Source organism: Sphingopyxis jiangsuensis (assembly GCF_016734905.1).
Classification (GTDB): domain Bacteria; phylum Pseudomonadota; class Alphaproteobacteria; order Sphingomonadales; family Sphingomonadaceae; genus Sphingopyxis; species Sphingopyxis jiangsuensis.
On the sequence record NZ_JAERPO010000001.1, the window covers coordinates 995,151 to 1,016,030 of the forward strand.

The 20,880-nt window shown below is 70.1% G+C and carries 18 protein-coding genes; 4 read left to right on the forward strand and 14 right to left on the reverse strand.

Translation table 11 applies throughout. The features are described from left to right. Window positions 1-14: 14 nt before the first annotated feature. The 14 genes from JI743_RS04885 to JI743_RS04950 form a co-directional block, all read right to left on the reverse strand. Window positions 15-881: a cupin-like domain-containing protein gene (locus JI743_RS04885; RefSeq protein WP_201926470.1), complete on the reverse strand. Its 867-nt coding sequence runs from the start codon at window positions 879-881 to the stop codon at window positions 15-17. Further along, window positions 878-2,065, reverse strand: coding sequence for a GNAT family N-acetyltransferase (locus JI743_RS04890; protein WP_201926472.1), 1,188 nt, complete (start codon window positions 2,063-2,065; stop codon window positions 878-880). The genes JI743_RS04885 and JI743_RS04890 overlap by 4 nt, the downstream gene beginning before the upstream one ends. A gap of 66 nt (window positions 2,066-2,131) precedes the next feature. Continuing rightward, window positions 2,132-4,027, reverse strand: a complete 1,896-nt coding sequence (locus tag JI743_RS04895; RefSeq protein ID WP_201926474.1) for an XrtA/PEP-CTERM system amidotransferase — start codon at window positions 4,025-4,027, stop codon at window positions 2,132-2,134. 12 nt (window positions 4,028-4,039) lie between these two features. Further along, on the reverse strand, window positions 4,040-5,557 hold the full coding sequence (xrtA, locus tag JI743_RS04900; protein ID WP_201926477.1) for an exosortase A: 1,518 nt from the start codon (window positions 5,555-5,557) through the stop codon (window positions 4,040-4,042). Next, window positions 5,554-6,759: a TIGR03087 family PEP-CTERM/XrtA system glycosyltransferase gene (locus JI743_RS04905; protein ID WP_201926479.1), complete on the reverse strand. Its 1,206-nt coding sequence runs from the start codon at window positions 6,757-6,759 to the stop codon at window positions 5,554-5,556. The genes xrtA and JI743_RS04905 overlap by 4 nt, the downstream gene beginning before the upstream one ends. A gap of 130 nt (window positions 6,760-6,889) precedes the next feature. Continuing rightward, window positions 6,890-7,918, reverse strand: a complete 1,029-nt coding sequence (locus JI743_RS04910) for a FemAB family XrtA/PEP-CTERM system-associated protein (RefSeq protein ID WP_236659689.1) — start codon at window positions 7,916-7,918, stop codon at window positions 6,890-6,892. An 89-nt stretch (window positions 7,919-8,007) separates the two neighbouring features. Then, a complete protein-coding gene (locus tag JI743_RS04915) occupies window positions 8,008-8,868 on the reverse strand; it encodes an XrtA system polysaccharide deacetylase (protein WP_201926481.1) in 861 nt (286 codons plus the stop codon). A 41-nt stretch (window positions 8,869-8,909) separates the two neighbouring features. Then, entirely contained in the window at window positions 8,910-10,052 is a 1,143-nt protein-coding gene (locus JI743_RS04920) for an XrtA/PEP-CTERM system-associated ATPase (RefSeq protein WP_201926483.1), read from the reverse strand. A 16-nt stretch (window positions 10,053-10,068) separates the two neighbouring features. Continuing rightward, window positions 10,069-11,784 carry a hypothetical protein gene (locus tag JI743_RS04925; protein WP_330901901.1) on the reverse strand — a complete coding sequence of 572 codons (1,716 nt, stop codon included), beginning with the start codon at window positions 11,782-11,784 and terminating at the stop codon, window positions 10,069-10,071. Then, entirely contained in the window at window positions 11,781-12,812 is a 1,032-nt protein-coding gene (locus JI743_RS04930) for a P-loop NTPase (protein ID WP_201926485.1), read from the reverse strand. The genes JI743_RS04925 and JI743_RS04930 overlap by 4 nt, the downstream gene beginning before the upstream one ends. A gap of 10 nt (window positions 12,813-12,822) precedes the next feature. Further along, a complete protein-coding gene (locus tag JI743_RS04935; protein WP_201926487.1) occupies window positions 12,823-14,367 on the reverse strand; it encodes an XrtA system polysaccharide chain length determinant in 1,545 nt (514 codons plus the stop codon). A 31-nt stretch (window positions 14,368-14,398) separates the two neighbouring features. After that, a complete protein-coding gene (locus tag JI743_RS04940; protein ID WP_201927316.1) occupies window positions 14,399-15,052 on the reverse strand; it encodes an XrtA/PEP-CTERM system exopolysaccharide export protein in 654 nt (217 codons plus the stop codon). Between the two features lie 181 nt (window positions 15,053-15,233). Further along, window positions 15,234-16,463, reverse strand: coding sequence for a pyridoxal-dependent decarboxylase, exosortase A system-associated (locus JI743_RS04945; RefSeq protein ID WP_201926489.1), 1,230 nt, complete (start codon window positions 16,461-16,463; stop codon window positions 15,234-15,236). Beyond that, entirely contained in the window at window positions 16,460-17,989 is a 1,530-nt protein-coding gene (locus tag JI743_RS04950; RefSeq protein ID WP_201926491.1) for an acyl-CoA ligase (AMP-forming), exosortase A system-associated, read from the reverse strand. Before JI743_RS04950 ends, JI743_RS04945 begins: the two co-directional genes overlap by 4 nt. Window positions 17,990-18,007: 18 nt before the next feature. On the opposite strand from JI743_RS04950, the gene JI743_RS04955 reads away from it, so the two are divergent. The 4 genes from JI743_RS04955 to JI743_RS04970 all read left to right on the forward strand — a co-directional run bounded on the left by JI743_RS04955 (window position 18,008) and on the right by JI743_RS04970 (window position 20,815). Continuing rightward, the gene (locus JI743_RS04955) at window positions 18,008-19,027 is read left to right on the forward strand and encodes a GNAT family N-acetyltransferase (RefSeq protein WP_330901905.1); all 1,020 of its coding nucleotides are present in this window, start codon (window positions 18,008-18,010) and stop codon (window positions 19,025-19,027) included. Between the two features lie 8 nt (window positions 19,028-19,035). Then, window positions 19,036-19,290, forward strand: coding sequence for an acyl carrier protein (locus tag JI743_RS04960; protein WP_201927318.1), 255 nt, complete (start codon window positions 19,036-19,038; stop codon window positions 19,288-19,290). 68 nt (window positions 19,291-19,358) lie between these two features. Next, entirely contained in the window at window positions 19,359-20,042 is a 684-nt protein-coding gene (locus JI743_RS04965; protein ID WP_201926494.1) for an alpha/beta hydrolase family protein, read from the forward strand. Then, window positions 20,027-20,815, forward strand: coding sequence for a hydrolase 1, exosortase A system-associated (locus JI743_RS04970; RefSeq protein ID WP_201926496.1), 789 nt, complete (start codon window positions 20,027-20,029; stop codon window positions 20,813-20,815). The genes JI743_RS04965 and JI743_RS04970 overlap by 16 nt, the downstream gene beginning before the upstream one ends. Window positions 20,816-20,880 lie beyond the last annotated feature (65 nt).

The following is a 20,880-nucleotide window of genomic DNA, read 5'->3' on the forward strand; positions in this document are numbered from 1 at the left end:
CTGTCACAGCCTCGTTAGGCGACGAGCCGCAGCCGCCGCAACACGCGCCAGCCGAGTGTTTTCGCGCGCGCGTGGCGCGGCCAGCGCGGCGGCATTGCGGGGTCGAATCCCAGCCGGCGCAGCGCCGCATTGGCGGCGTGCGCTTCGGACTCGCGATAGCTCCATTCGCTGCGCCAGGTGATCGACAGCGAGATTGACGGCGCATCGCCGTTGGCGACGAAATGCGGTGCCATCACCGGCATCAGCACCGCATCGCCCGGCGCGAGCGGCACCTGCTGCGCGCCGTCCCGAAAGCCGTCGTCCCACGGCAGGTTGCGGTGGCCGCCGGTGTGATAGCGTTCATGCTCGACCCGGCTCGCAAAGCGCTCGTCGCCCGCGGGCCAGACGTGCATCACCTTCGTCCCGCGAAGCTGGAGCAGGATGTTGTGCTCGGGATCGAAATGAAAGGGCGTGATCGACCCCGGCGACGAGATGAAGATAAAGCCCTGCGGCGTCAGCATCGCGCCGGTGCGCGGCGCGACGACAGCCTCGAGTTCGCTCAGCAGGTCCATCAGCAGCGCGCGATACTTGGGCTCGCTCTCGATATTCTTGAGCACCGCCCAGCTCCGGTTCGCGTCGATCGTGCGGATCGTCTCGCCGATCGACAGCCCGTTCGAGGGGATGTCCTCGGGCCGGATGCCGATGGGAATGTCGCCGGGATTATATTCGACCTGCGCCGCGGGCAGGCGTTCGCCGAGCGTCGCGAGCGCCTCGAGCGTCAACAAAGGATGATCGCCGAGGCTGTGGCCGAGCCGCCCCGCCTTGACGGGATAAAGCGCGGCCATCGCCGCCAGCGCCTCGTCCGGAAAGACGGGCGCGACGATCGGTTGATGTGCGGTCATGGCTGGTCCCCCTTATCCGCAGCAGCGCCCTTCCAGCGCCGCCATAAATCCTCGGCGCGCGTCAGCGCCGCGAAGCGCCAGCGGTCGGCGCGCCCCGCCAGCGGCGCGTTCACCCACACGAGCCGCCGCCGTTCGCGCCACACGCTGTCGATCATCGGGTGTCCCGGCGCCGCGCAGCTGTCGACCCAGGCGATGCGCGGCTCGGCAAGCAGGTCGAGGTTCGCCTGTTGGAGCAACACACCCGGCGAAAAGCGGGCATAATCCTCGTCGAACGCGGTCTTGAACGAAAAGCCCCCCGGCGGGCACAGGAAATTGACCAGCATCGCGAGCGGTCGCCCGTCGAGGTCGAGCGCACGCATGTCGAGCTTGCCGGCCTCGGCGGCCGCGCCGACGATCGCGCGGAACCACGCCTCGGTCCCGCCGTCGCACGCCAGCGCCGATCCCGCGCGCCCCTTCCACCCGCGCGCCTCGAGCGCGAGAAAGGCGTCGATCCACGGCCCCGGCGCCTCGTCCGCGCTCCAGCGACGAAAGGCAACCGCGCCCTCCTCGGCGAGCCGGTTTGCCTGCCGCCGCAATTCCTTGCGCTTCTTCGTGCGCACCGCCGCCTCCCAATAGGCCTCGGCGGAGAGGTTGCTTTCGAGCAGCGCGCGCTCCTCGCGGTGTACCGTTCGCGCCGCGCCCCCGCGCTCGTCCGCCGCCGCGACGAGCGCGCGGTGGAGCGGCCCGTCCTCGGTCAGTCGCGGGGCATGCAGCATCGTCTGCGCCCAGCGCGCGGCATCGCACCAGCCGAGCAGGATCGACCAGAAGAGCTGCTCGAACCCCGCGCGCACGAGCGGCGTGCCGAGAAAATGATTGGGATGCGCCCAGCCCGTGACGTGGCGAATCGGCAGCCGTCCGTAGCGCTCGGCGCGCGCGAGCGGCATGACGCCGATCAGCGGCCCCGCGCTGCCGCCCATCACCATCACCAGCCGCGCGCGCCGGTCGGGGTCGAGCAGGTGGAGCGCCGATTGCAGGCACCAGCGTTCGACAAAGGGGTTGGGTTCGCTCGCCTCGGCGGCCAGCGCGTCCCACGCCGCCGCCAGCTCGGGCGACAGCGCCAGCGGATCGACGACGCGCACACAGAGCGGCGCCGCGCCCGACGGCACGGGCACGCCGTCGACGGGAAAGGCAGGATGAACCGTCATCGGCGAGAGGGTAGCCGCGATGGGTTAAGAGGTGGTGCAAGTCGGCGCGAACTTTCGCCCTGCCATTCAGATCCCGAACAGCTTCGCCAGCGATTTTTCGAGCATGAAGAATTGCCAGATCAGCCGTCCGTGATCGCGCCGCCCCGACTGGTGCGCCGCGACGATGCGGTCGATTTCGGCCATGTCGAACCAGCCGGTGCGCGACAGCGTCGCCGAGGTCGCGAGCGCGCGCGCCTGATCGGTCAGCGCGCCGCGGAACCAGTGCGACACCGGCGTCACGAACCCCATCTTGGGGCGATAGAGGATGTCGCGCGGCAGATAACGCTCCATCGCGCGCTTCATCAGCGCCTTCCCTGTCCCGCCGCGCACGCGCATCGCCGCGGGCAGCGCGGCGGCGAATTCGATCAGCCGATAATCGAGCAGCGGCTCGCGCGCCTCGAGGCTGGCGGCCATGCTCGTCCGGTCGGTCTTGGTCAGAATGTCGCCGGGAAGCCAGATCATCAGGTCGGCATATTGCGCGGCGTCGAGCGGCTCGCGCGCGGGCGCCTCGGCCATCGCCTTCCAGTAACGCCCCTCGGCGACATGATCGCCGAGCGCGCGGCGCGCGGCATCGTTGAACAGCCGCGCGCGCTGCGCCGGTCCGGTGACCCCGACCGCCTCGGCATAGCCCTCCGCCCCGCTCTTTGCGAGGCTGGCGAGCGTCGCGCGCGCGCGCAAGGGGCGCGGCGCCCAGTCCATCTGCGGCCAGACCTTCGCGAGCGGTCCGAGCAGCCCGCGGCGCAGCGGCGCCGGGATCATGCGCCGCAGCCGCTCCTCCTGGTGATGGAACACCATCCGGCGATAGCCCGCGAACGCCTCGTCGGCGCCGTCGCCCGACAGCGCGACCGTCACCGTCTCGCGCGCCAGTTCGCACACGCGCCACGTCGGCAGCGCGCTCGCGTCGGCGAAGGGTTCGTCGAACATGTCCGCGATCCGGTCGATCAGCCCGAAATCGCCCGCCGCCACGGTGCGCGTCCTGTGATCGGTCGCAAAACGCTCGGCGATTGCCTGCGCATAGGCGGTCTCGTCGAGCGCCGCCTCGTCGAAACCGATCGTGCAGGTCTTCACGGCTTTCGGGCTCGCCTCGGCCATCAGCGCGACGACGCTGCTCGAATCGACGCCGCCCGACAGAAAGGCGCCGAGCGGCACGTCGGCGACCATCCGGTCGGTCACCGCGGCGCGCATCAGGTGGATCAGATGCTCGGCCGCCTCGCCCTCGCTCGCCTTGATCCGGCGCGAGAAATCGGGCGCCCACCAGCGCGTCGGGGCCGGCACCGGCTTGCCGCGCTCGATCAGCAGATAATGGCCCGCCGCCAGCTTCTCGACGCCCGCGACGATGCTGCTGTCGTCGGGGACATAGCCAAAGGCCAGATAATCCTCGACCGCCGACAGCCGCGCCTCGCAGCGCAGCAGCGGGTGGCGGAGCAACCCCTTGAGTTCGGAGGCAAAGGCAAGCGACCCGTCCGACAGCCGCGCCATATGCAGCGGCTTCACCCCCAGCCGGTCGCGCGCGAGGAACAGGCAGCCGCGCGCGGCATCGTGGAGCGCAAAGGCGAACATGCCGTTGAACCGCGACAGGCACTCAGGGCCCCATTGGCGCCACGCCGCGATGATGACCTCGGTATCGCCGCTCGTGCGAAAACGATGGCCGCGATCCTCAAGCTCGGCGCGCAGCTCGCGGAAATTATAGATTTCGCCATTATAGCTCAGCGTCACCGCTTCGTCGGCGCTCGCCATCGGCTGCGGGCTGCCCTCGATGTCGATGATCGACAGCCGCAGATGCCCCAGCCCGACCCCCGGCGCGGTCCACACGCCCGACCCGTCGGGGCCGCGATGCCCCATCGGTTCGAGCATCGCGCGAAGCCGCGCGGGATCGACGGGCTTTGCCGTCTCCGGGTGATAAATGCCTGCGATCCCGCACATAGGGCTGTGCTCCTATCGCAGTTTCAGCGCGCGGTCAGCCATTGCCTGCGCTCCGCCCGACGCGGAAACGAAATCGCTTATCGCAGCGGCACCGCCCTGCCCGGCCTCGGCGCTGACGATCAGCGACAGCGCGCGCGGGTCGCCGCCGCCAAGCCGCGCCTTCAGCCCGAGCAGCTTGGCCGTGCGCGCGCTCCCGGTCGCGCGGCCATCGACGACATACCAGGTCGCCGCATCGCGCAGCACCGGTCCCGGGTGGAACAGCCGTTCGGTGCGCGCGCCGCCCACCGGCGCGAGCGCCGCGCTCCACGCCCAGTCGCTCGCCGGATCGACCGCGCCCTGCCCGAAGCCCGCGACCTCGCGCCCCTCGGCCTGCCGTTCGAACCCGCCGATCGCCACGGTGACGACGCGCCCGCGCGCATCGGCAAAATCGCGAAGCACGATCTGGTCGGCGCCGTCGAAGCGCGGTCTCCACGGCGCCGCGTCGGCCGCCGCCGCTGACCAGCCCGCAGGTGCCGCGACCGCCATCGTCGCGGGCAACGGCCCCGACCGCCCGCCGATCAAAGCCGCCCATCCCGCAAAGGCGAGCGGGATGGCGAGCGCGGCGGGAAGTATATGGCGCGCCGCACCGCTGAACCGCGGGGTTCCCTGAAGCCCCGTCACGTTGACGGCGACATCGCCCGCGGGCCGGTCGAACCAGCGCCGCGCAACGAGCATGACAATCAGGATGACCAGCCCGAAAAAGATCCAGCCATAGAAGATATGATCGATGCCCCCCGCCGCCTCGATCCCCCATATGTCGGCGGCGAGCATCGTTCCCCACGCGCGCAGCGCATTGGCCAGGATCGTCGCCGCCAGCGCGGAGAATACGAACAGCGTGCGCCGCCTCCATCCCCGAAAACAGAGATGCGCCGCGAACACCGAATAGGCGAGCATCGCGATCAGGAAATTGACCCCGGCGCACTCCTCGGCGACCTCGAACAGCCCCGCGCGCGTCGTGATGAACACACCCTCTAGCGCCGCCTCCAGCCCCGCAAGCCGGAGCAGCGCGACGCTGATCGCGGCGGTAAAGGTCTGGAGCAGCGGCACCAGTTCCTCGCCGAACGGCACGAGCAACAGCGCATAGGCAAGCGGGAACAGCAGCGCGCGCACCAGCCGCTCACCCAGCGCCGCGCCCACCGCGCCCTGGAGCATCAGCACCAGCCCCAGATGCCGGAACAGCGCGACGCTCGCCGCCTCCCCGACCAGCCAGACGAGCCCGCCCCCGGCGAGCCACAGCAGCGCGGGCCACCAGTAAACCGGCGTCAGGCCGCGCAATTGCGGCACCCGCTGCGCGACGAGCCAGCCGATCAGCGGCACCATCAACAGGCAATGGGTGAAGGTCGCGCTGTTCCACCAGATGCCCGCCATGTCGGCTGCATCGCGTGCAAACAGCGCGGCCAGTGCCGTCCACAGCAGCCCCAGCGCGGCGAGGTGCCGCCGCCAGCGCGTCCACGCCCCCGGCGGCGCGAGTCGAAGCGCGCGCACCGTCATGCCGCCAGCCCGAGCAATTGCGCGAGCGGCGCGAGCTGCGCCTCCCAGCCATAGCGTTCGATCATCCGCGCGCGCGCCGCCGCGCCCAGGGCTGCGGCGCGCGCCGGGTCGGCAAAGCATCGCGCGACCGCCGCCGCCATCGCTTCGGCGCCGTCGGCGACGAGCAGATGCTCGCCCGGCGCGGCGTCGATCCCCTCGGCCGCCGCCGCACTCGCGACGACGGGGCGCGCCATCGCCATCGCTTCGAGCAGCTTGTTCTGCACCCCGCGCGCGAGCAGCAGCGGCGCGACGACCACGTCCGCCGCGGCGAGCCACGGGCGCACGTCGGGCACCTCGCCTGTCACGCTGATCCCCGCACGCTCGCCCAGCGCGCGCACCGCGTCGGTCGGCGCGCGCCCCACGATGGCAAAGCGTGCCCCCGGATGCGCCGCCTGCACGCGCGGCAGCACCGCCTCCGCAAACCAGCGCACCGCGTCGATATTGGGCCGATAGTCCATCTGCCCCGTAAAAACCGCGAGCGGCGCATCGCCCTCGCGCGCGACCGGCGCCACCGTCGCGGGGTCGAAATGGCCGGTGTCGATCCCGTTCTCGAGCGCGCGGACGCGGTCGGCGCCGAGCCCGCTTCGCGTCCGGAACAGCGCCGCTTCGGCCTCGCTCACGAACAGGCTCGCATCGACCGCGCGCGCGACCTCGGCCTCGAACGCGCCGAGCCGCGCCGCCTCGCGCCGGTGGACCCAGTGCAGCGGCTGGCGCGCATCCTGCGCGGCATAGGCGGCGAACTTCGCCGAATCGACGTCGACGAAATCCATCACGCGCGGCCCGTCGAAATGCGGTGGCAGATATTGCGCCATCTGGCCCGAAAAGGCGACGATATGAGTGATCGCCCCGCTGGCGAGCAGCCCGTCGACGTGGCGTGCGAGCGCGCCGTTGCGGAACATCCGGTTCGACACCGGCTCGCCGCGCAGCAACGCCTGCGCGAGCGCGACCGGGCGCGAAACGTCGCGAACTTCGATGCACAGACTCTTGCAAAGCGGCGCCATTTTCGCGCGCGCTACCGCCGCGTCGGCGTCGCTGTCGGCGAGCGCCGCGACATGCACCGGCGCCAGCTTTGCCAGCGCCTCGAACATATGCCAGCTGCGGATGCGGTCGCCGCGGTCGGGCGGCCACGGCGCACGGTGGACGAGGAACAGGATTTCGCTCACCCCCGCCCCCTCCCGTCCTTGCGAGCGAAGCGAAGCAATCTCCAGCCGGCAACCTTGCCCGGCGCCGGAGGCTGGAGATTGCTTCGTCGCCTGCGGCTCCTCGCAATGACGAAAGGTCGTTCCACCCCCATCACCCCAGCCCGCGCGCGATGGCGGGCCCGATGCGGTTCGCGGCCCACAGCGGCAGCTTCTTCCACAGCGCAACCTGCATCCGGTATTTCGCGCTCGTCGGATTGGTGTCGCGCGCCGCCTGCCCCGGCGCGAGCCAGCGCGCATAGGTGAGGGGCTGCGGCGCGAAACCCCAATTCTTCTTGTAGGCGAACGGCCCCGTCCCGACCTTGGAGCGCCCGAAGTCGAAGCGCGTGCAGCCGCGCGCGCGCGCGTGGCGCATCAGCGCGAAATACATCAGCTCGTTCGCGCGCAGCCCCCGCGCCTCGGCCAGCCCGCCGCCCCAATAGGGCATCACCGTCCCGCGCCAGTAAAGGCTGAGCACGCTCGCCACCGCGCGCCCGCCGCGGCGCACGGTCAATATGTCGGCGTCCTCCCCGAAAGCGTCGAGCACCGCGTCGAACAGCGCACGCGGAAAGACCGGCGTGCCAAGGTTGCGCACGCTCGTCGCATAGACGCGGTAATGGTCGCGCCGCTCCTCCTCGCCGCGCCCCGCCGTCACGGTCAGGTCGCTCGCGAGCGCCTTGCGAACCTCCGCGCGCTGCTTGCGCGGAATGGCGAGCAGTTCGCCATCGTCGCCGTCGGCAAGGTCGCGCGCAAAGCCCGCATAGACTCCCTCCTCGGCGCGCCAGCCCTCGCCGTCGGGCACCGGTCCGCCGCGCAGTTCGACCGCGGGCACGCCGCGCGCGCGTGCGACATCGGCGGCGCTGTCGGCAAGCAGCTCCGCCGCCGCCGCATCCTGCGCCAATATCCCTCCGCCCACGGCAAAGCCGCTCGAAACCAGCGCGTCGCCGAACAGGCGCGAGCGGATATGGTGCAGCGGCAACAGCCCCCGCACCCGCCCCGCCGCGTCGCGCGACAGGATCGGCTCGAGCCGGTGCCCGGTCGCCGCCGCGACCGCCTCGCACCACGCGCGGCTGTGAAAGGGCGTCGCATCGGGATGCGCGGCGACGAAATCGTCCCACGCCGCGCCCGCTTGCGGCGCGGCCATTGAATGCACTGCCGCGTCCGCCTGCGGCGCGGCCATTGGATGCACCGCCGCGTCCGCCTGCGGCGCGGGCACCGGATGCGCCGCCGCGTTCACGCCGCCGCGCGCCACGGCCCGGCGCGCTGCTGCTGCGCGGCGATCAGCGCATCGGCGCGCGTCCATTCGAAATCGCCGACGAGCCGGCGGAGCTTGCCCGCCATCGCGCCAAGCCCGCTGTAATGGCGCAGCTTCGAGCGCAGCGACGCTCCTGCGACGCGCGGCTGGCGGGGGTCGACCTCCCACGGGTGGAAATAGAGGATCGCCGGATGCCCTTCGGCGTTCATCCGTTCGATCGCCCAATGGGTGAAGCGATAGGGCAGCAGCCGCATGAAGCCGCCCCCGCCCGCGGCCAGCGTCCGCCCCGCGACGCGCGCGGTCGTCACCGGCCATTCGACGAGGTCGCTGTCGGCGAGCGGTCGCCACGCGTGGCGCGGGCTCTGCGGCCAGCCATAATGGTCGTGGACGACCGGCGCGACGCTCGACGAATAGGCATAGCCCTGCTCGGCGAGCACGGCATGCGCCCACGGCGTGCGCCCGTCGACCGAAAAGCTCGGCGCGCGATAGCCGCGAATACCCACGCCGCCCAGATCCTCGAGGATCGCCTGCGTCTTCAAAAGGTCGGCGGCAAATTCTTCGGCGGTCATCGTGAATATGCGGCGATGGTCATAGCCGTGGCTCGCCAGCTCGTGACCCGCCGCGACGATCCGCCGCACGAGTGCCGGATAGCGTTCGGCGATCCAGCCCAGCGTGAAAAAGGTCGCCTTGACCCCCGCCGCGTCGAAAATCTGCAGCACCGTCTCGCAATTGGCCTCGACCCGGCAATCGAGCCGCGGCCAGTCGGCGCGGTCGATCACGCCTTCAAAGGCGCCGACCTGGAACCAGTCCTCGACATCGACCGACAGGCCGTTCTGCATCACTCGTCACCTTCGTCGCCCTTTACCCTGATCGCAAAGCGTCAGGCCGCCCACACTTTCGACTTGGCGGGGTTGGGGGCATTTTCGGGATCGCGCTCGACCCATTCGATCAACAGGTCGAGCACGCGGCGCAACGCCTCGTCCTGCTCGACAAGCCGCGATTCGAGTTCGGCGATCTGCCGCTGCAATGCTTCGACCTGTTCGGAATCGACCGTGGGCGGCGCGGGGGCTTCCGCGACCGGAGCGGCCGGCGCGGGCTCGGACGGGGTTGGCGCAGCAAAGGGCGGCGGCGTTTCGGGCGCAATCGCGGCCTGCGCCTCGGCGACGATCGCCTCGACCGGCGCGGGGGCCAGCGTCGTCTCGTCGACGCCGCGGTCGGCCTCGATCTCGGCGATCACCGCGCGGACGTGCTGCGCCGTGATGCGATTGAGTTCCTCGACCGCGCCATAGAGCAGCAGGCGGCTGACGAGGACGTTGAGCTTGCGCGGCACGCCTTCGCTATAGTTGAAAATCTGCTCGAAACTGTCGGGGCTGAAGCTCGGGTTGCCCGACCAGCCGACCTTGCCCAGCCGGTGCAGGATATAGGGCTCGACCTCCTCGGGCTCCATCGGGTCGAGGTGGTGCGTCGCGATGACGCGCTGGCGCAATTGCTCGAGCGTCGGGGTGTGGAACAGCGTCTGGCGAAACTCGGGCTGGCCGAGCAGGAAAATCTGCAGCAGCGAATGACCGCCGAGCTGGAAATTCGACAGCATGCGCAGCTCTTCGAGCGCCGAGATCGGCAGGTTCTGCCCCTCGTCGACGATCAGCAGCGTCCGCCGCCCCGCGCGCGCCTGTTCGCGCAGATATTGCTCCATCGCGCGCAGCAGTTCGGCCTTGCTCTCGCCTTCCCACTCGATGCCGAATTGTTCGGCGACCAGCCGCAACAGGTCGTCGCCCTCGACCTGCGTCGAAACGAGCTTGATCGCGGTCAGCCGGTTGGGGTCGATCGTGTTCATCAGATGGCCGACGAGCGTGGTCTTGCCGGCACCGATGTCGCCGGTGATGACGATGAACCCCTCCCCCTGCGCGAGGCCATAGCCAAGGTAGGACATCGCCTTGCGATGCGTCCCGCTCTCGAAATAGAAAGCGGGATCGGGGGTGAGCTGGAACGGGCGTCCCGAAAAGCCGTAAAATTGATCGTACATCGCGTGTTCCCCGGGATCAGAAGTTGTACCGCAGCCCGACCAGCGCAGAGCCGATCAGCTGGCTGTTGAAGCCGTCCTGGTCGAAAGCGGTCAGGCTCGCCGCGGCGGTGCCGGTCAGGCTGCGCCAGAAACGGCGTGCATAGGCGGCCGACAGGCCCGCCGACTGCACATCGCCCGCGCCCGGCGCGCCATTGTCGAAATAGTTGAGATAGCCGGTCAGGCTGATGTCGGAATCGGCGTCGATCCGGCGTCCCGCCGACAGGAAGAGATAATAGCCTTCGTCGATCACGCCGTTGAGGCTCGCGATCGGCGAGGTCGCGGGAACGAGCAGGCGGCGGCGGTCGTACCCGATGCCGACGCCATAATTCCATCCCGCATAGCGCGACGACAGCACCGCCTGGACGCCGCGATTGCGGAACTGCGCTCCGGTCGCGCTGCCGAGCTGCGGGGTCAGGCAATTGCCCCCCTGCGGCCCGAAGACGCAGCTGTTCAAAGCGCCATCGACCGGGTTGCGCGACGCGTCGAACTGCGTCGGCAAGGCAGCGAGCCCGCTCGACAGCCCGCGGCCGACGCTCGACAGCCCGTCATAGACGCCGACCTGCACGACCGTCGCATGGTCGGCGCGATAGAAGAAGCTGCCGGTATAGATGGTGTCGCCATAGCGCCGCCCGACGCGCGCGGTGGCGGAGGTGCGGCGGCTCGGCTGCCACATCACGCCCGCGTCCCAGATCAGCCCGTCGGTGTCGAACGACAGCAGGCGCGGGCTTGCGGGATCGGTGACGAAGCGGCCGTTGCCGTCACGCACCGGAAAGCCGCTTCCGTCGAGCAGCGGCGCGCGCTCGCTGATCTCGATATCCTCATAACCCACGCCGCCGAGCAGCGCGAGCGTCGGGCCCACCGGCACGGTGACGTCGGCGCGCGCATATTTGCCCTCGTAACGCTGGTCGAGCTGGCTCGTATCCTCGCGCTCATAGCCGGCCGACAATTGCCAGCCGAACGGCAGGTCGCCGGGACGCTGGCCGACGCTGCCCCACGCGACATGGTTCGTCGACGAATCGAACAGGCCCTGCGACGTCGCCCCGCCGGGAAGCAGCGCGGGCGTTTCGACATCGGCCTTGCTGTAACCGAAACGATAGCCCGCGCCGACGTCGAGCCCGCCGATCCGCCGCGTCAGCGTCGGGCCGGCATAGAGTGAATAGAGATTGGCGACATTGCTCGAATCGGCGTTGACGATGCCATTGTCGGCGCCCGCGACATCGGCGCGCGTGCGCGTCGCAAGCGCTCCGGCCTCGAGGTTCAGCCCGCGCGCCGCCTCGAACCGCCCGCGCAACAGCCCGCTCAGAATGTCCTGGTCGCCCAGATTGTTCCAGCCGAACTGGTGCTCGTAACGCACCGTCGCCGCGAGTTCGGCGCGCTGCATGACCACCGCGGCGTCGACGCCGACCGCGACCGTCGTATAGGTCAGCACGTCGCCGCCGTTCTTGAGGTCCGCCGACAGCACCTGCCCGACTTCCAGATAGGGGCTGATGTCGCTCCGCCGCTGGCTGCCGCGCTCGCGGCGGCTGTTCTCGCGCGTCGCGCCTTCGGCCTGCGATGCAGGCCCCGCCTGCGTGCCGCCGCTTCCCGCGCCGGCGTCGCTCGACCATTGCGCGTGGGCGGTCCCTCCGGCGGCTGCCGCCAGCATGGCCGCGAGCGCCGTGGCGGCGCGTGAAATTCTCCGGCAGCGTGTCACGACGCGCCTCCCTGTCCGTAATAGGTTCCGAAACGCCGCCCGCCGGGTGAGTATTTCACCCCGTTGAGCAGCAACTGGATATGCGGGCATCCGCCCATCAGCCCGATCGCGTCGCGCAGCGCGGATTCGAGCGTCTCGTCGGCGCGCACGACCATGATGAGCTGCCCGACGTGCCCCGCGAGCACCGCCGCGGGCGACGCCGCGAGCACCGGCGGCGAATCGAGGATGATGATCCGCCCCGGCGCGCCCTGTTCGAGCTGCGCGAGCAATGTCTCGGTCCGCGCCGAGGCGAGCAGTTCGGTGTCGTGCAGATGCTGCGCGCCCGCGGGCATCACCTTCAGCCCCGGAATGTCGGTCTGGATCAGGCAGTCGCCAAGCGCCAGGTGCGGGTCGGCGAGCGCGTCCATCAGCCCCGGACCGTCGGTCAGCCCCAGGGCCTCGATCACGCTCGGCTTGGCGATGTCGGCGTCGATCAGCAGCACGTCGTGATCGGCCTCGACCGCGAGGCTGAGCGCAAGATTGACCGCAGAGAAAGTCTTGCCCTCGCCGGGGTTCGCCGATGCGATCAGCACCCGGTGCCCGCGCGGCACCACCGGCCGGTTCGCGGTCCCCGAAAAATTGCGGATGATCTCGCGCTTCACGATGCGATATTCCTCGGCGATCCCCGTCACGGGGGCGCCGGGGACGACCATGCCGCGCTCGGCGAGGCGGTCGCGGTCGATGCGCCCGTGACGGTTCGCCCGGATCGCCGGCGCCGCCTTGGCTACCTCGGCCCGCGGCGCCGGGACGGCGGGCGCGGGGTCGGCTTCGACCGCCGGGGCGGGTGCGGCGGGCGCGGGCATGTCCACCTGCGGCGGCGCGGCAGCGTCTTTCGATGCAGCCGCCTTGCGCCGCGCCTTCTTCGGTTCTTCGGGCGGCAGGCTCGACACGTCGATCGTCGGCGCGTTCGCCGCGGGGTCGAGGCCGAACATGTCGGCGGCGCGTTCGAGCAGCGAAGGCTGGCGCTTGACGGGGCGTTGGTCGGTCATTGCATCCCCCTCACGCAACCATGCCGCGCTGGACAAATTCGGCGATCAGCAGCAGCGCATAAAGGCCGACGAGCGCCCCCGCGCCGCTTGCGAGCCAGACGAGCCGCTTCCTGCGTTCGACATGACGATCGGCGGTCACGACCTCGGTGATAGAGCCGATCACCGGCAGCCCGCTCGCGCGCTCGAGCTTGGCGGCGGTGGCATAGCTCGGGCGCACCTGGCTCAGGGCAAAGGCCCCGGCGACACCCCCGCCGATCCCGGCGAAGAGCACCAGCGACAGGAACAGCGGCCGGTTCGGTGCGGCGGGGCTCGTCGGCTTCGTCGGCGGATCGAGCAGCTCGACCTTGATCGCGTCGGTCTCGGTCTGCACGTCGCCGCGCAGCCGCACCTGCTCGCGCTGCGCGAACAGCTTGTCATATTGCGCCTTCAGCGCCGTATATTCGCCGTTGATGCGGTCATATTCGGCGGCGACGCCGGGGTTCTGGATCTGCTGCGCGTTGATCTTGGCGATGTCGCCCATCAGCTGCGTCTTGCGGGCCGAAAGCGCACCGACGGTCGCCTGACGTTCGGCGCGCATCGCGGCGAGCGAGGCATAGGCGGGATTCTGTGCATTGCCGCCGCCCCCGCCCGGACCTTCGCGGTCGGCGATCGCCTTCAGCGACGCGATCTGGCTTTTCAGCGCGACAATGTCGGGATGCGCGTCGGTCAGCCCGCGCGCCCGCATCGAAGACAGTTCGGCCTGCGCCCCGGCAAGCTGCTGCCGCGCGACGCCGCTTCCGGTCGCGCCGAGGCCGGGGACGTTGATCGTCGCGGGCGTCGCGGCGAGCTGGCCGTTGGCGGCGGCGAGCGCCGCCTGCGCCGCGACGAGCTGGCTGTCGATCTGGCGAATCTCGGCGCGCGCGGCCTCGACCTGCTGCGCGGGCGATCCCGCGCCGCCCGCCACCAGCCCGACATTCGCCGCCTCGAACGCCGCGCGCCGTGCCTCGACCTCGCGCAGCGCCTGTTCGCGGTCGGCAATCTGCGAATCGAGGAATTTCAGCCCCTCGCGCGCATTCACCCGCCCCCCGCGCAACTGGTCGTCGCGGAATACCGTGATCAGGCTGTCGAGCACTGCAGAGGCGAGCTTGGCATTGTCGGCGTCGGACAGGCTGCCGACACCGATCGACGATGTTATCTCAAAGATATTATCCTGTTGCGGGATGATCTTGATGTTCTTTTGCAGCATTGCGATCGCGCTTGCCTTGTCGCGCTCGCTGGCGCCCGCGGCGACCATCCCGGTCGTCACCGCGACCTTTTCCAGGTTGCGCGCGCTGGTCAGCGTCTCGCGCACCTGGTCGATGCGCTGCGGACGGCCAAAGCCGCCGCCTGCTGCGTCGTCGGGCAATATCTCGTTGATCTCGACGAGCAATCGCGCACGGCTGTCATAGCGGTTGGGGATCGACGCGATCGCCAGCCAGCCGAGGATGCAGATCCCCCACGCGACGCCGAGCACGAGCCAGCGCCGCGTCCACACGCTGTGTACCGCCACGCGGAATTCGTCATACAGGCCGTTCATTGTGTCGGTTCAGTCCTTGCCGGGCCGCCGGTCAAAACATGCTTTCGGGGATGATGATGACGTCGCCCGGCTGCAACCGGACGTTCGCCTTGATGTCGCCGCGCTTGATGAGGTCGTTGAGCCGCAGCGCATATTCCTGTTGCTTGCCGCTGCCCTTGTCGAAGCGCACGAGGCGCGCCTTGTTGCCCGCGGCAAACTCGCCGAGCCCGCCGACGGCGATCATCGCGTCGAGCACGGTCATATTGGCGCGGAACGGGATCGACGCCGGCTTTTCGGTCGCGCCGACGACGCGCACCTGCTGCGAAAAAGTGCTGTTGAACGTCGTCACGATCACGCTGACGATCGGGTCGGTGATATATTCGCTGAGCTGGAGCTTGATGTCCTGCTGCAACATCGTCGGCGTCTTGCCGACCGCGGGCATGTCGGTGATCAGCGGCGTCGTGATCCGCCCGTCGGGGCGCACCTGCACCTTGCCGCCCAGCTCGGGGTTGCGCCACACGAAGATCTGCAGTTCGTCGAGCGGCCCGATGATATATCCCTCGCCCGGCCCTTCCTGGTTCTGGACAAAGTTCGCGCTCGGAAGTTGCGGCGCGGTGGTTCCGGCGCCCATGCACCCGGCGAGCGCGGTCGCGGCAACGCCGGAAATCAGGGCCGCACGGGCAGCGCGAAGCGGAGCGGAGGACATCATCGTGAATTCACCTTTCCGAACGGGCGGAAACCGCCGCCGCAGCCATGCGGGCGGCAGAAGCCTTTGGGTCGGCCTCAGCCTTGTTCGAAAAGGGTGAAAATACCGTTAGTATTCGGCCAGGTTCGGCCCGCACTCGTCGCAATTTGTGCCGTATCGGGACGGATTGCGCTGGCGCCGCTCACACCAGCATTTCGCGCGCCGGGCCCTGCCCCAGAAAGGCCGCGGGGCTCGCGGTTGCGCCATAGGCGCCCGCCAGAAAGATCGCGATGAGGTCGCCGACGTCGGCCCTCGGCAGCGCCACCTGGTCGCCCAGCCGGTCGAGCGGGGTGCAGAGGCACCCGACGACGCTCACCGTCTCGGTCGGCTCGGCGCCAAAGCGGTTCGCGACCGCAATCGGATAGTTGCGGCGGATCACCGTCCCGAAATTGCCGCTCGCCGCAAGCTGGTGATGCAGCCCGCCGTCGGTGACGAGAAAGGTCTCGCCGTGGCTCGTCTTGCGGTCGACGATTCGCGTCAGATAGACCCCCGCCTCGGCGACAAGCCAGCGCCCGAGTTCCATCGCAAAGCGGCTCGTCGCCAGAACCGCGTCGCGCGCGGCAAGCGTTTTGCCGAGCGCCGCCCCGACGGCCTCCGCATCGACCGGCGTATCGCCGGGGAAATAGGGCACGCCCATCCCGCCGCCGATATTGACGAGCGGCGGCGCCGCGCCGATCTCGTTCGCGAGCCGCGCGGCGAGCGCGACCGTCTGCGCCTGCGTTTCGGCAATCGCCGCGGCATCAAGCGCTTGCGATCCCGCGAAAATATGAAAACCTTGCCAGTCGGCGCCCGCTTCGATCACCTGCCGGACGAGCGGCGGGACCGCTTCCGCGTCGACGCCGAAGGGCTTGGCGCCGCCCCCCATCTTCATCCCCGACCCCTTGAGGTCGAAGTCGGGATTGACACGCACGGCAAGCCGCGGCCGCATGTCGAGCCGCTTTGCGATCGACAGCGCGCGTGTCGCTTCGCCCGCCGATTCAAGGTTGATCGTCGCCCCGGCTTTGATCGCGGCTTCCAGCTCGCGGTCGCGCTTTCCGGGGCCGGCAAAGCTGATGTCCGCCGCCGCCATCCCGCTCGCGAGCGCGGCCTTCAGCTCGCCGCCGGAGGCGACGTCGAACCCGTCGACCATCGGCGCGATAAAGGCGAGCAAGGGCGCAAAGGGATTCGCCTTGATCGCATAATGAAGCTGCACGGCGCGCGGCATCGCGGCGCGCCATTCGGCGACGCGCGCGGCGATTTTCGCGCTGTCATAGGCAAAGAGCGGCGTGTCCCCCGCAAGGTCCGCCAGCCGTTCGGCACGGTCGTCGCCGATCAACAGCATCCCATCGGCATCGGCGCGGTAACCCGCAGGGATCGGTCCATGCGGCTTCATGCCGTCACCTCCTTCTGCCAATCCGCCGCAATCGCCGCGCGGTCGAGCTTGCCATTGGGGTTGCGCGGCAGCGTGTCGCGCCATTCGATATGCTGCGGCTGCATGAAATTGGGCAGCACCTGCCGCAGATGCGCGGCGAGCGCCTCGCGATCCGTCCCCTCGCGCCCGCGCACGATCAAGATGATCGCCGCGCCGAGCCGCGCGTCGGGGACGCCAAAGGCGACGCTTTCATGCACCAGCCCCGACGCCGCGGCGGCGTCCTCGATCTCGGTCGGGCTCACGCGGTTCCCCGCGGTCTTGATCATCGCATCGTCGCGCCCGACGAAATAAAGGAGGTGGTTTGCGTCGCGGCGCACCGTATCACCCGACCACACCGCCGTGCCGCCATATGTCGAAACGCGCGGCGCGGGCCGGAATCGCTCGGCGGTGCGCGCTTCATCGCCCCAATAGCCCTTGGCGACGAGCGGCCCGCAATGGACAAGTTCGCCCGGCTCCTCGTCGGCGGTAATCGTCCCGTCGGCGCGGCACACCAATATTTCGGCATGCGGGATCGCGCGGCCCATCGAGGTCGGATGGTGGGCGACGAATTTCGGGGCGAGATAGGTCGACCGGAACGCCTCGGTCAGCCCGTACATCGGATAGATGTCCGCCGCTGGAAATGTCGCGCGCATCGCGTCGATCAGCGCGGGCGTCAGCGCGCCGCCGCTGTTGGTCAGGCGTTTGAGATGCGCCGCGGCGTCGGCGGGCCAGTCGCTCTCTACAAGCTGCACCCACAATGGCGGCACCCCCGCAAGCGTCGTCGCGCGATGCTTTGCGACCGCCTTCACGACGTCGCGCGGCGTCAGATAGTCGAGCGGCGCGACCGCCGCGCCCGCATACCAGCTCGAAAGCAGCTGGTTCTGCCCGTAATCGAAAGCGAAGGGCAGCACCGCGAGCACGCGGTCGTCGCGCGCAATCTCAAGGTAGGACGCGACGCTCTCCGCCCCCAGCCACAGGTTCGCGTGGCTCAGCATCACGCCCTTGGGCCGCCCCGTCGACCCGCTCGTGTACAGAATCGCCGCCAGATCGTCGGGCATCGCGTCCGAAGGCGGCAGGCCCGGCGCATCGGAATCGATCGCCGCCTCCGCCGCCGCCAGTTCCTCGACCGCGCACGCCGCCGGTCGCAGCGCGCCGAGCGTGTCGGCACGCGCGCCGTTGGTGATCAGCAGCCTGGCGCCGCTGTCTTCCAATATATGCAGCACCTGCGGCGCTTTCAGCAGCGGGTTGACCGGCACATGGATCAGCCCCGCGCGCGCCGCGGCGAGCGGCATCAGGCAGGCGAGCCGCGTTTTCGCGCTCCAGCTCGCAACGCGCTCGCCCGGCCCGCCCGCGCGCTCGAGCAGCCAGGCCGCGAGCCGGCCGACCCCGGCCTCGAGCGCGGCATAATCCATCGCGCCGCCGGGCAGCAGCAGCGCAGGCGCATCGGGCGCGCCGCAGAGCGCGAGATGGTCGAGCGGACGCGAGGGCGGATCGGTTGGCATGGTCATCGGCTGTTAGGAGCTTTGGTGATAGAGGCCGCGATCATGGAAGGGAACGGTGAAGATCGGGCTAATGATAAAGCGGCGGCGCAGGGCGCGCGCGCCGCGGGCTTTGCCTCGCCCTTCGACCAGCCGCACTGGTTCGACCTCCTCGCCGCGCACGGCTTTGCGGGCGAATGCCGTCACGACGCGCTCGGATCGGCGGCGAACAGCGTCGCCGTCCTCCCGCTCCGCCGCGACAAGCCGGGCCATTATGCGGGCCTCACCTGCTGGTACAGTTTCGCGATCCGTCCGCTCTACAGCGGCCCCGGCGACCGCGCCGCGGCGCTGCGCGACCTTTTCGCCCGTCTCCGCGCGCAGGCGGCGACGCTGACGCTCTATCCCGTCCCCGACGCCGAACAGGCGGGCATCGTCGCCGCGATGAGGGCCGCCGGCTGGTGGGTTCGCGCGTCACGCACGGGCGACCGCCACTGGCTCGACCTTTCCGAACTCGACCATGACGGCTGGTGGGCGACGCGCCCCGGCGCGCTTCGCAGCACGGTGCAGCGCAAGGCGAAAAAGGGCGTGGTCGACATCCAGCTTCTGGACCGCTTCGATCCGGGAAGCTGGGTCGCCTATGAAGCCGTCTATTCCGCAAGCTGGAAGCCCGAGGAGGGCCACCCCGCGCTGCTCCGCGCCTTTGCCGAGGCCGAAAGCGCGCGCGGCACCTTTCGCATGGGGCTCGCGCGCATCGACGGCGCCCCCGTCGCGGCGCAGTTCTGGACGGTCGAGGACGGCACCGCCTTCATCCACAAGCTCGCGCATGTCGAGGACAGCCAAAAGGCGTCGCCCGGCACCTTGCTCTCCGCGGCGCTCTTCCGCCACGCGATCGAGGTCGACCGCGTGTGCCGCATCGATTTCGGCACCGGCAACGACGCCTACAAGCGCGACTGGATGAACCGGCACGAGCCCTTGTGGCGCATCGAGGCTTTCAATCGCGCGCGCATCGCGGCATGGGGACCGGCGATCCGGGCGTTCGCCCGCACCTTGCTGGGGAAAGAAGCGTGACCGAAAGCATGACCGTCGATTCCACCCTGCGCGCGCTGCTCGCCGATGTGCTCGGCCTTGGCGAAGATCGCGCCGCAACGCTCGCCGCCGACAGCGGCCTGTTCGGCGAGCTTCCCGAATTCGATTCGATGGCGGTTGCGACCGTGCTCACCGAGATGGAGGACCGGCTCGGCATCGTCATCGACGACGACGAGGTCGACGGCGAAATCTTCGAAACCTATGGCAGCCTGCTCACCTTCGCGACGCGCAAGGTGGCTGGGTGAGGCCGTGCGCTGCTCAAGCGCCCCGTTACCATCCCGTCATCCCGGACGGGGTGCATTGAGCCGCGCGCATGAACGCTCCCGCCGACCATATCCTCCGCATCGCCCCCGCCGCCGCGCCGCGCGCGACGGTGCTCGTCGTCCCGCCGCTGTTCGAGGAAGCGAACCGCACCCGCCGCACGCTCGTGCTCGCGATGCGCGCGCTCGCGGCGCAGGGGTTCGCGGCGCTGCTCCCCGACCTTCCGGGTCAGAATGAAAGCCGCGTCGCGCTGGTCGAGGTCGACCTCGACCGCTGGCGCACCGCGCTCGCCGATGTCGCCGCTACAATCGATTCGCCGCTGATCGTCGCATCGGTGCGCGGCGGCGCGCTCATCGACCATCGCGTCCGCGCCGACGGCTGGTGGCGCCTCGCCCCCGTCGGCGGCGCGTCGCTGCTCCGCACCTTGCTGCGCGCGCGCGTCGCCGCCGACCGCGAGGCGGGGCACGAAAGCACGCTCGAAACCTTGCAGGCCGCCGCGCACCGCGAACCGCTGCTCCTCGCGGGCAACCGCCTGTCGCCCGATATGGTCGCGCAGCTTGGCGCCGCCGCGGTCGAACCCGTCGCGCCGCTCCGCACCGCCGCGCCCGGCGCCGGCGACGGCAGGATCGCCGGCACCCCGCTCTGGCTGCGCGCCGAGCCGGGTGAGGATGCCGCGATGGCCGCGGCGATCGCCGCCGACATCGCCGACTGGAGCGCCGCATGCGGCATCAGCTGAGCTTCGATTGCGAGGGCGCGGCGCTCGCCGCGACGCTCGACGCCGCGCCGGGCAGCGCGGGGCTGCTCATCGTCTCGGGCGGCAACGAAATCCGCAGCGGCGCGCACCGCGGCATGGCCATGCTCGCGCAGCGCGTGGCGGCGGCGGGGCATCCGGTCTTTCGCTTCGACCGCCGCGGCGTCGGCGACAGCGAGGGCGACAATGGCGGGTTCGAGGCAAGCCGCGCCGACATAATGGCCGCCATCGCCGCCTTCCGCGCCGCCGCGCCGCAGCTCGCGCGCATCACGGCGTTCGGCAATTGCGACGCCGCGAGCGCGCTGCTCCTCCACCAGCCGCTGCCGCTCGACGCGCTGATCCTCGCCAACCCCTGGACCTACGACGCGACCGCGTCGGAGGAAGACGCCCCCGCGCTTCCCCCCGCCGCGGCAATCCGCGCCCGCTATCTCGCGCGCCTCAAAGACCCCAAAAGCCTGCTCCGCCTGCTGAGGGGCGATATCGACCTCGCCAAACTCACCCGCGGCCTCACCGCGCTCGGCAGGCGCAAAGCCCCCGCCGCCCCCGAAAGCCTCGCCGCAAGGCTCGATGCCGCAATGGCGTCGCTCGCCTGCCCCGCCACCATCCTCCTCGCGACGGGCGACCGCACCGCGCAGGCGTTCGTCGAAAGCTGCCGCAGCGGCACGATCCCGGTCGAACGCCTGGACAGCCCCTCGCACAGCTTTGCGGGCGCCGACGCCGACTGGCTGGCGGCGCGGATACTGGAACGGCTGGCGTAAGCGGATCGCCGCTTCGGGGGCGGGAAGCAGCCTCCAGCCCGTCGGTCATCGCGGCGAAAGCCAGC

Bases quoted from the DNA above. Each gene is read 5' to 3' on its own strand.
- JI743_RS04885 (WP_201926470.1), bottom strand. From the start codon at position 881: ATGACCGCACATCAACCGATCGTCGCGCCCGTCTTTCCGGACGAGGCG.
- JI743_RS04890 (WP_201926472.1), bottom strand. From the start codon at position 2,065: ATGACGGTTCATCCTGCCTTTCCCGTCGACGGCGTGCCCGTGCCGTCG.
- JI743_RS04895 (WP_201926474.1), bottom strand. From the start codon at position 4,027: ATGTGCGGGATCGCAGGCATTTATCACCCGGAGACGGCAAAGCCCGTC.
- xrtA (WP_201926477.1), bottom strand. From the start codon at position 5,557: ATGACGGTGCGCGCGCTTCGACTCGCGCCGCCGGGGGCGTGGACGCGC.
- JI743_RS04910 (WP_236659689.1), bottom strand. From the start codon at position 7,918: ATGGCCGCGCCGCAAGCGGGCGCGGCGTGGGACGATTTCGTCGCCGCG.
- JI743_RS04915 (WP_201926481.1), bottom strand. From the start codon at position 8,868: ATGCAGAACGGCCTGTCGGTCGATGTCGAGGACTGGTTCCAGGTCGGC.
- JI743_RS04920 (WP_201926483.1), bottom strand. From the start codon at position 10,052: ATGTACGATCAATTTTACGGCTTTTCGGGACGCCCGTTCCAGCTCACC.
- JI743_RS04930 (WP_201926485.1), bottom strand. From the start codon at position 12,812: ATGACCGACCAACGCCCCGTCAAGCGCCAGCCTTCGCTGCTCGAACGC.
- JI743_RS04935 (WP_201926487.1), bottom strand. From the start codon at position 14,367: ATGAACGGCCTGTATGACGAATTCCGCGTGGCGGTACACAGCGTGTGG.
- JI743_RS04940 (WP_201927316.1), bottom strand. From the start codon at position 15,052: ATGTCCTCCGCTCCGCTTCGCGCTGCCCGTGCGGCCCTGATTTCCGGC.
- JI743_RS04945 (WP_201926489.1), bottom strand. From the start codon at position 16,463: ATGAAGCCGCATGGACCGATCCCTGCGGGTTACCGCGCCGATGCCGAT.
- JI743_RS04950 (WP_201926491.1), bottom strand. From the start codon at position 17,989: ATGACCATGCCAACCGATCCGCCCTCGCGTCCGCTCGACCATCTCGCG.
- JI743_RS04960 (WP_201927318.1), top strand. From the start codon at position 19,036: ATGACCGTCGATTCCACCCTGCGCGCGCTGCTCGCCGATGTGCTCGGC.
- JI743_RS04965 (WP_201926494.1), top strand. From the start codon at position 19,359: ATGAACGCTCCCGCCGACCATATCCTCCGCATCGCCCCCGCCGCCGCG.
- JI743_RS04970 (WP_201926496.1), top strand. From the start codon at position 20,027: ATGCGGCATCAGCTGAGCTTCGATTGCGAGGGCGCGGCGCTCGCCGCG.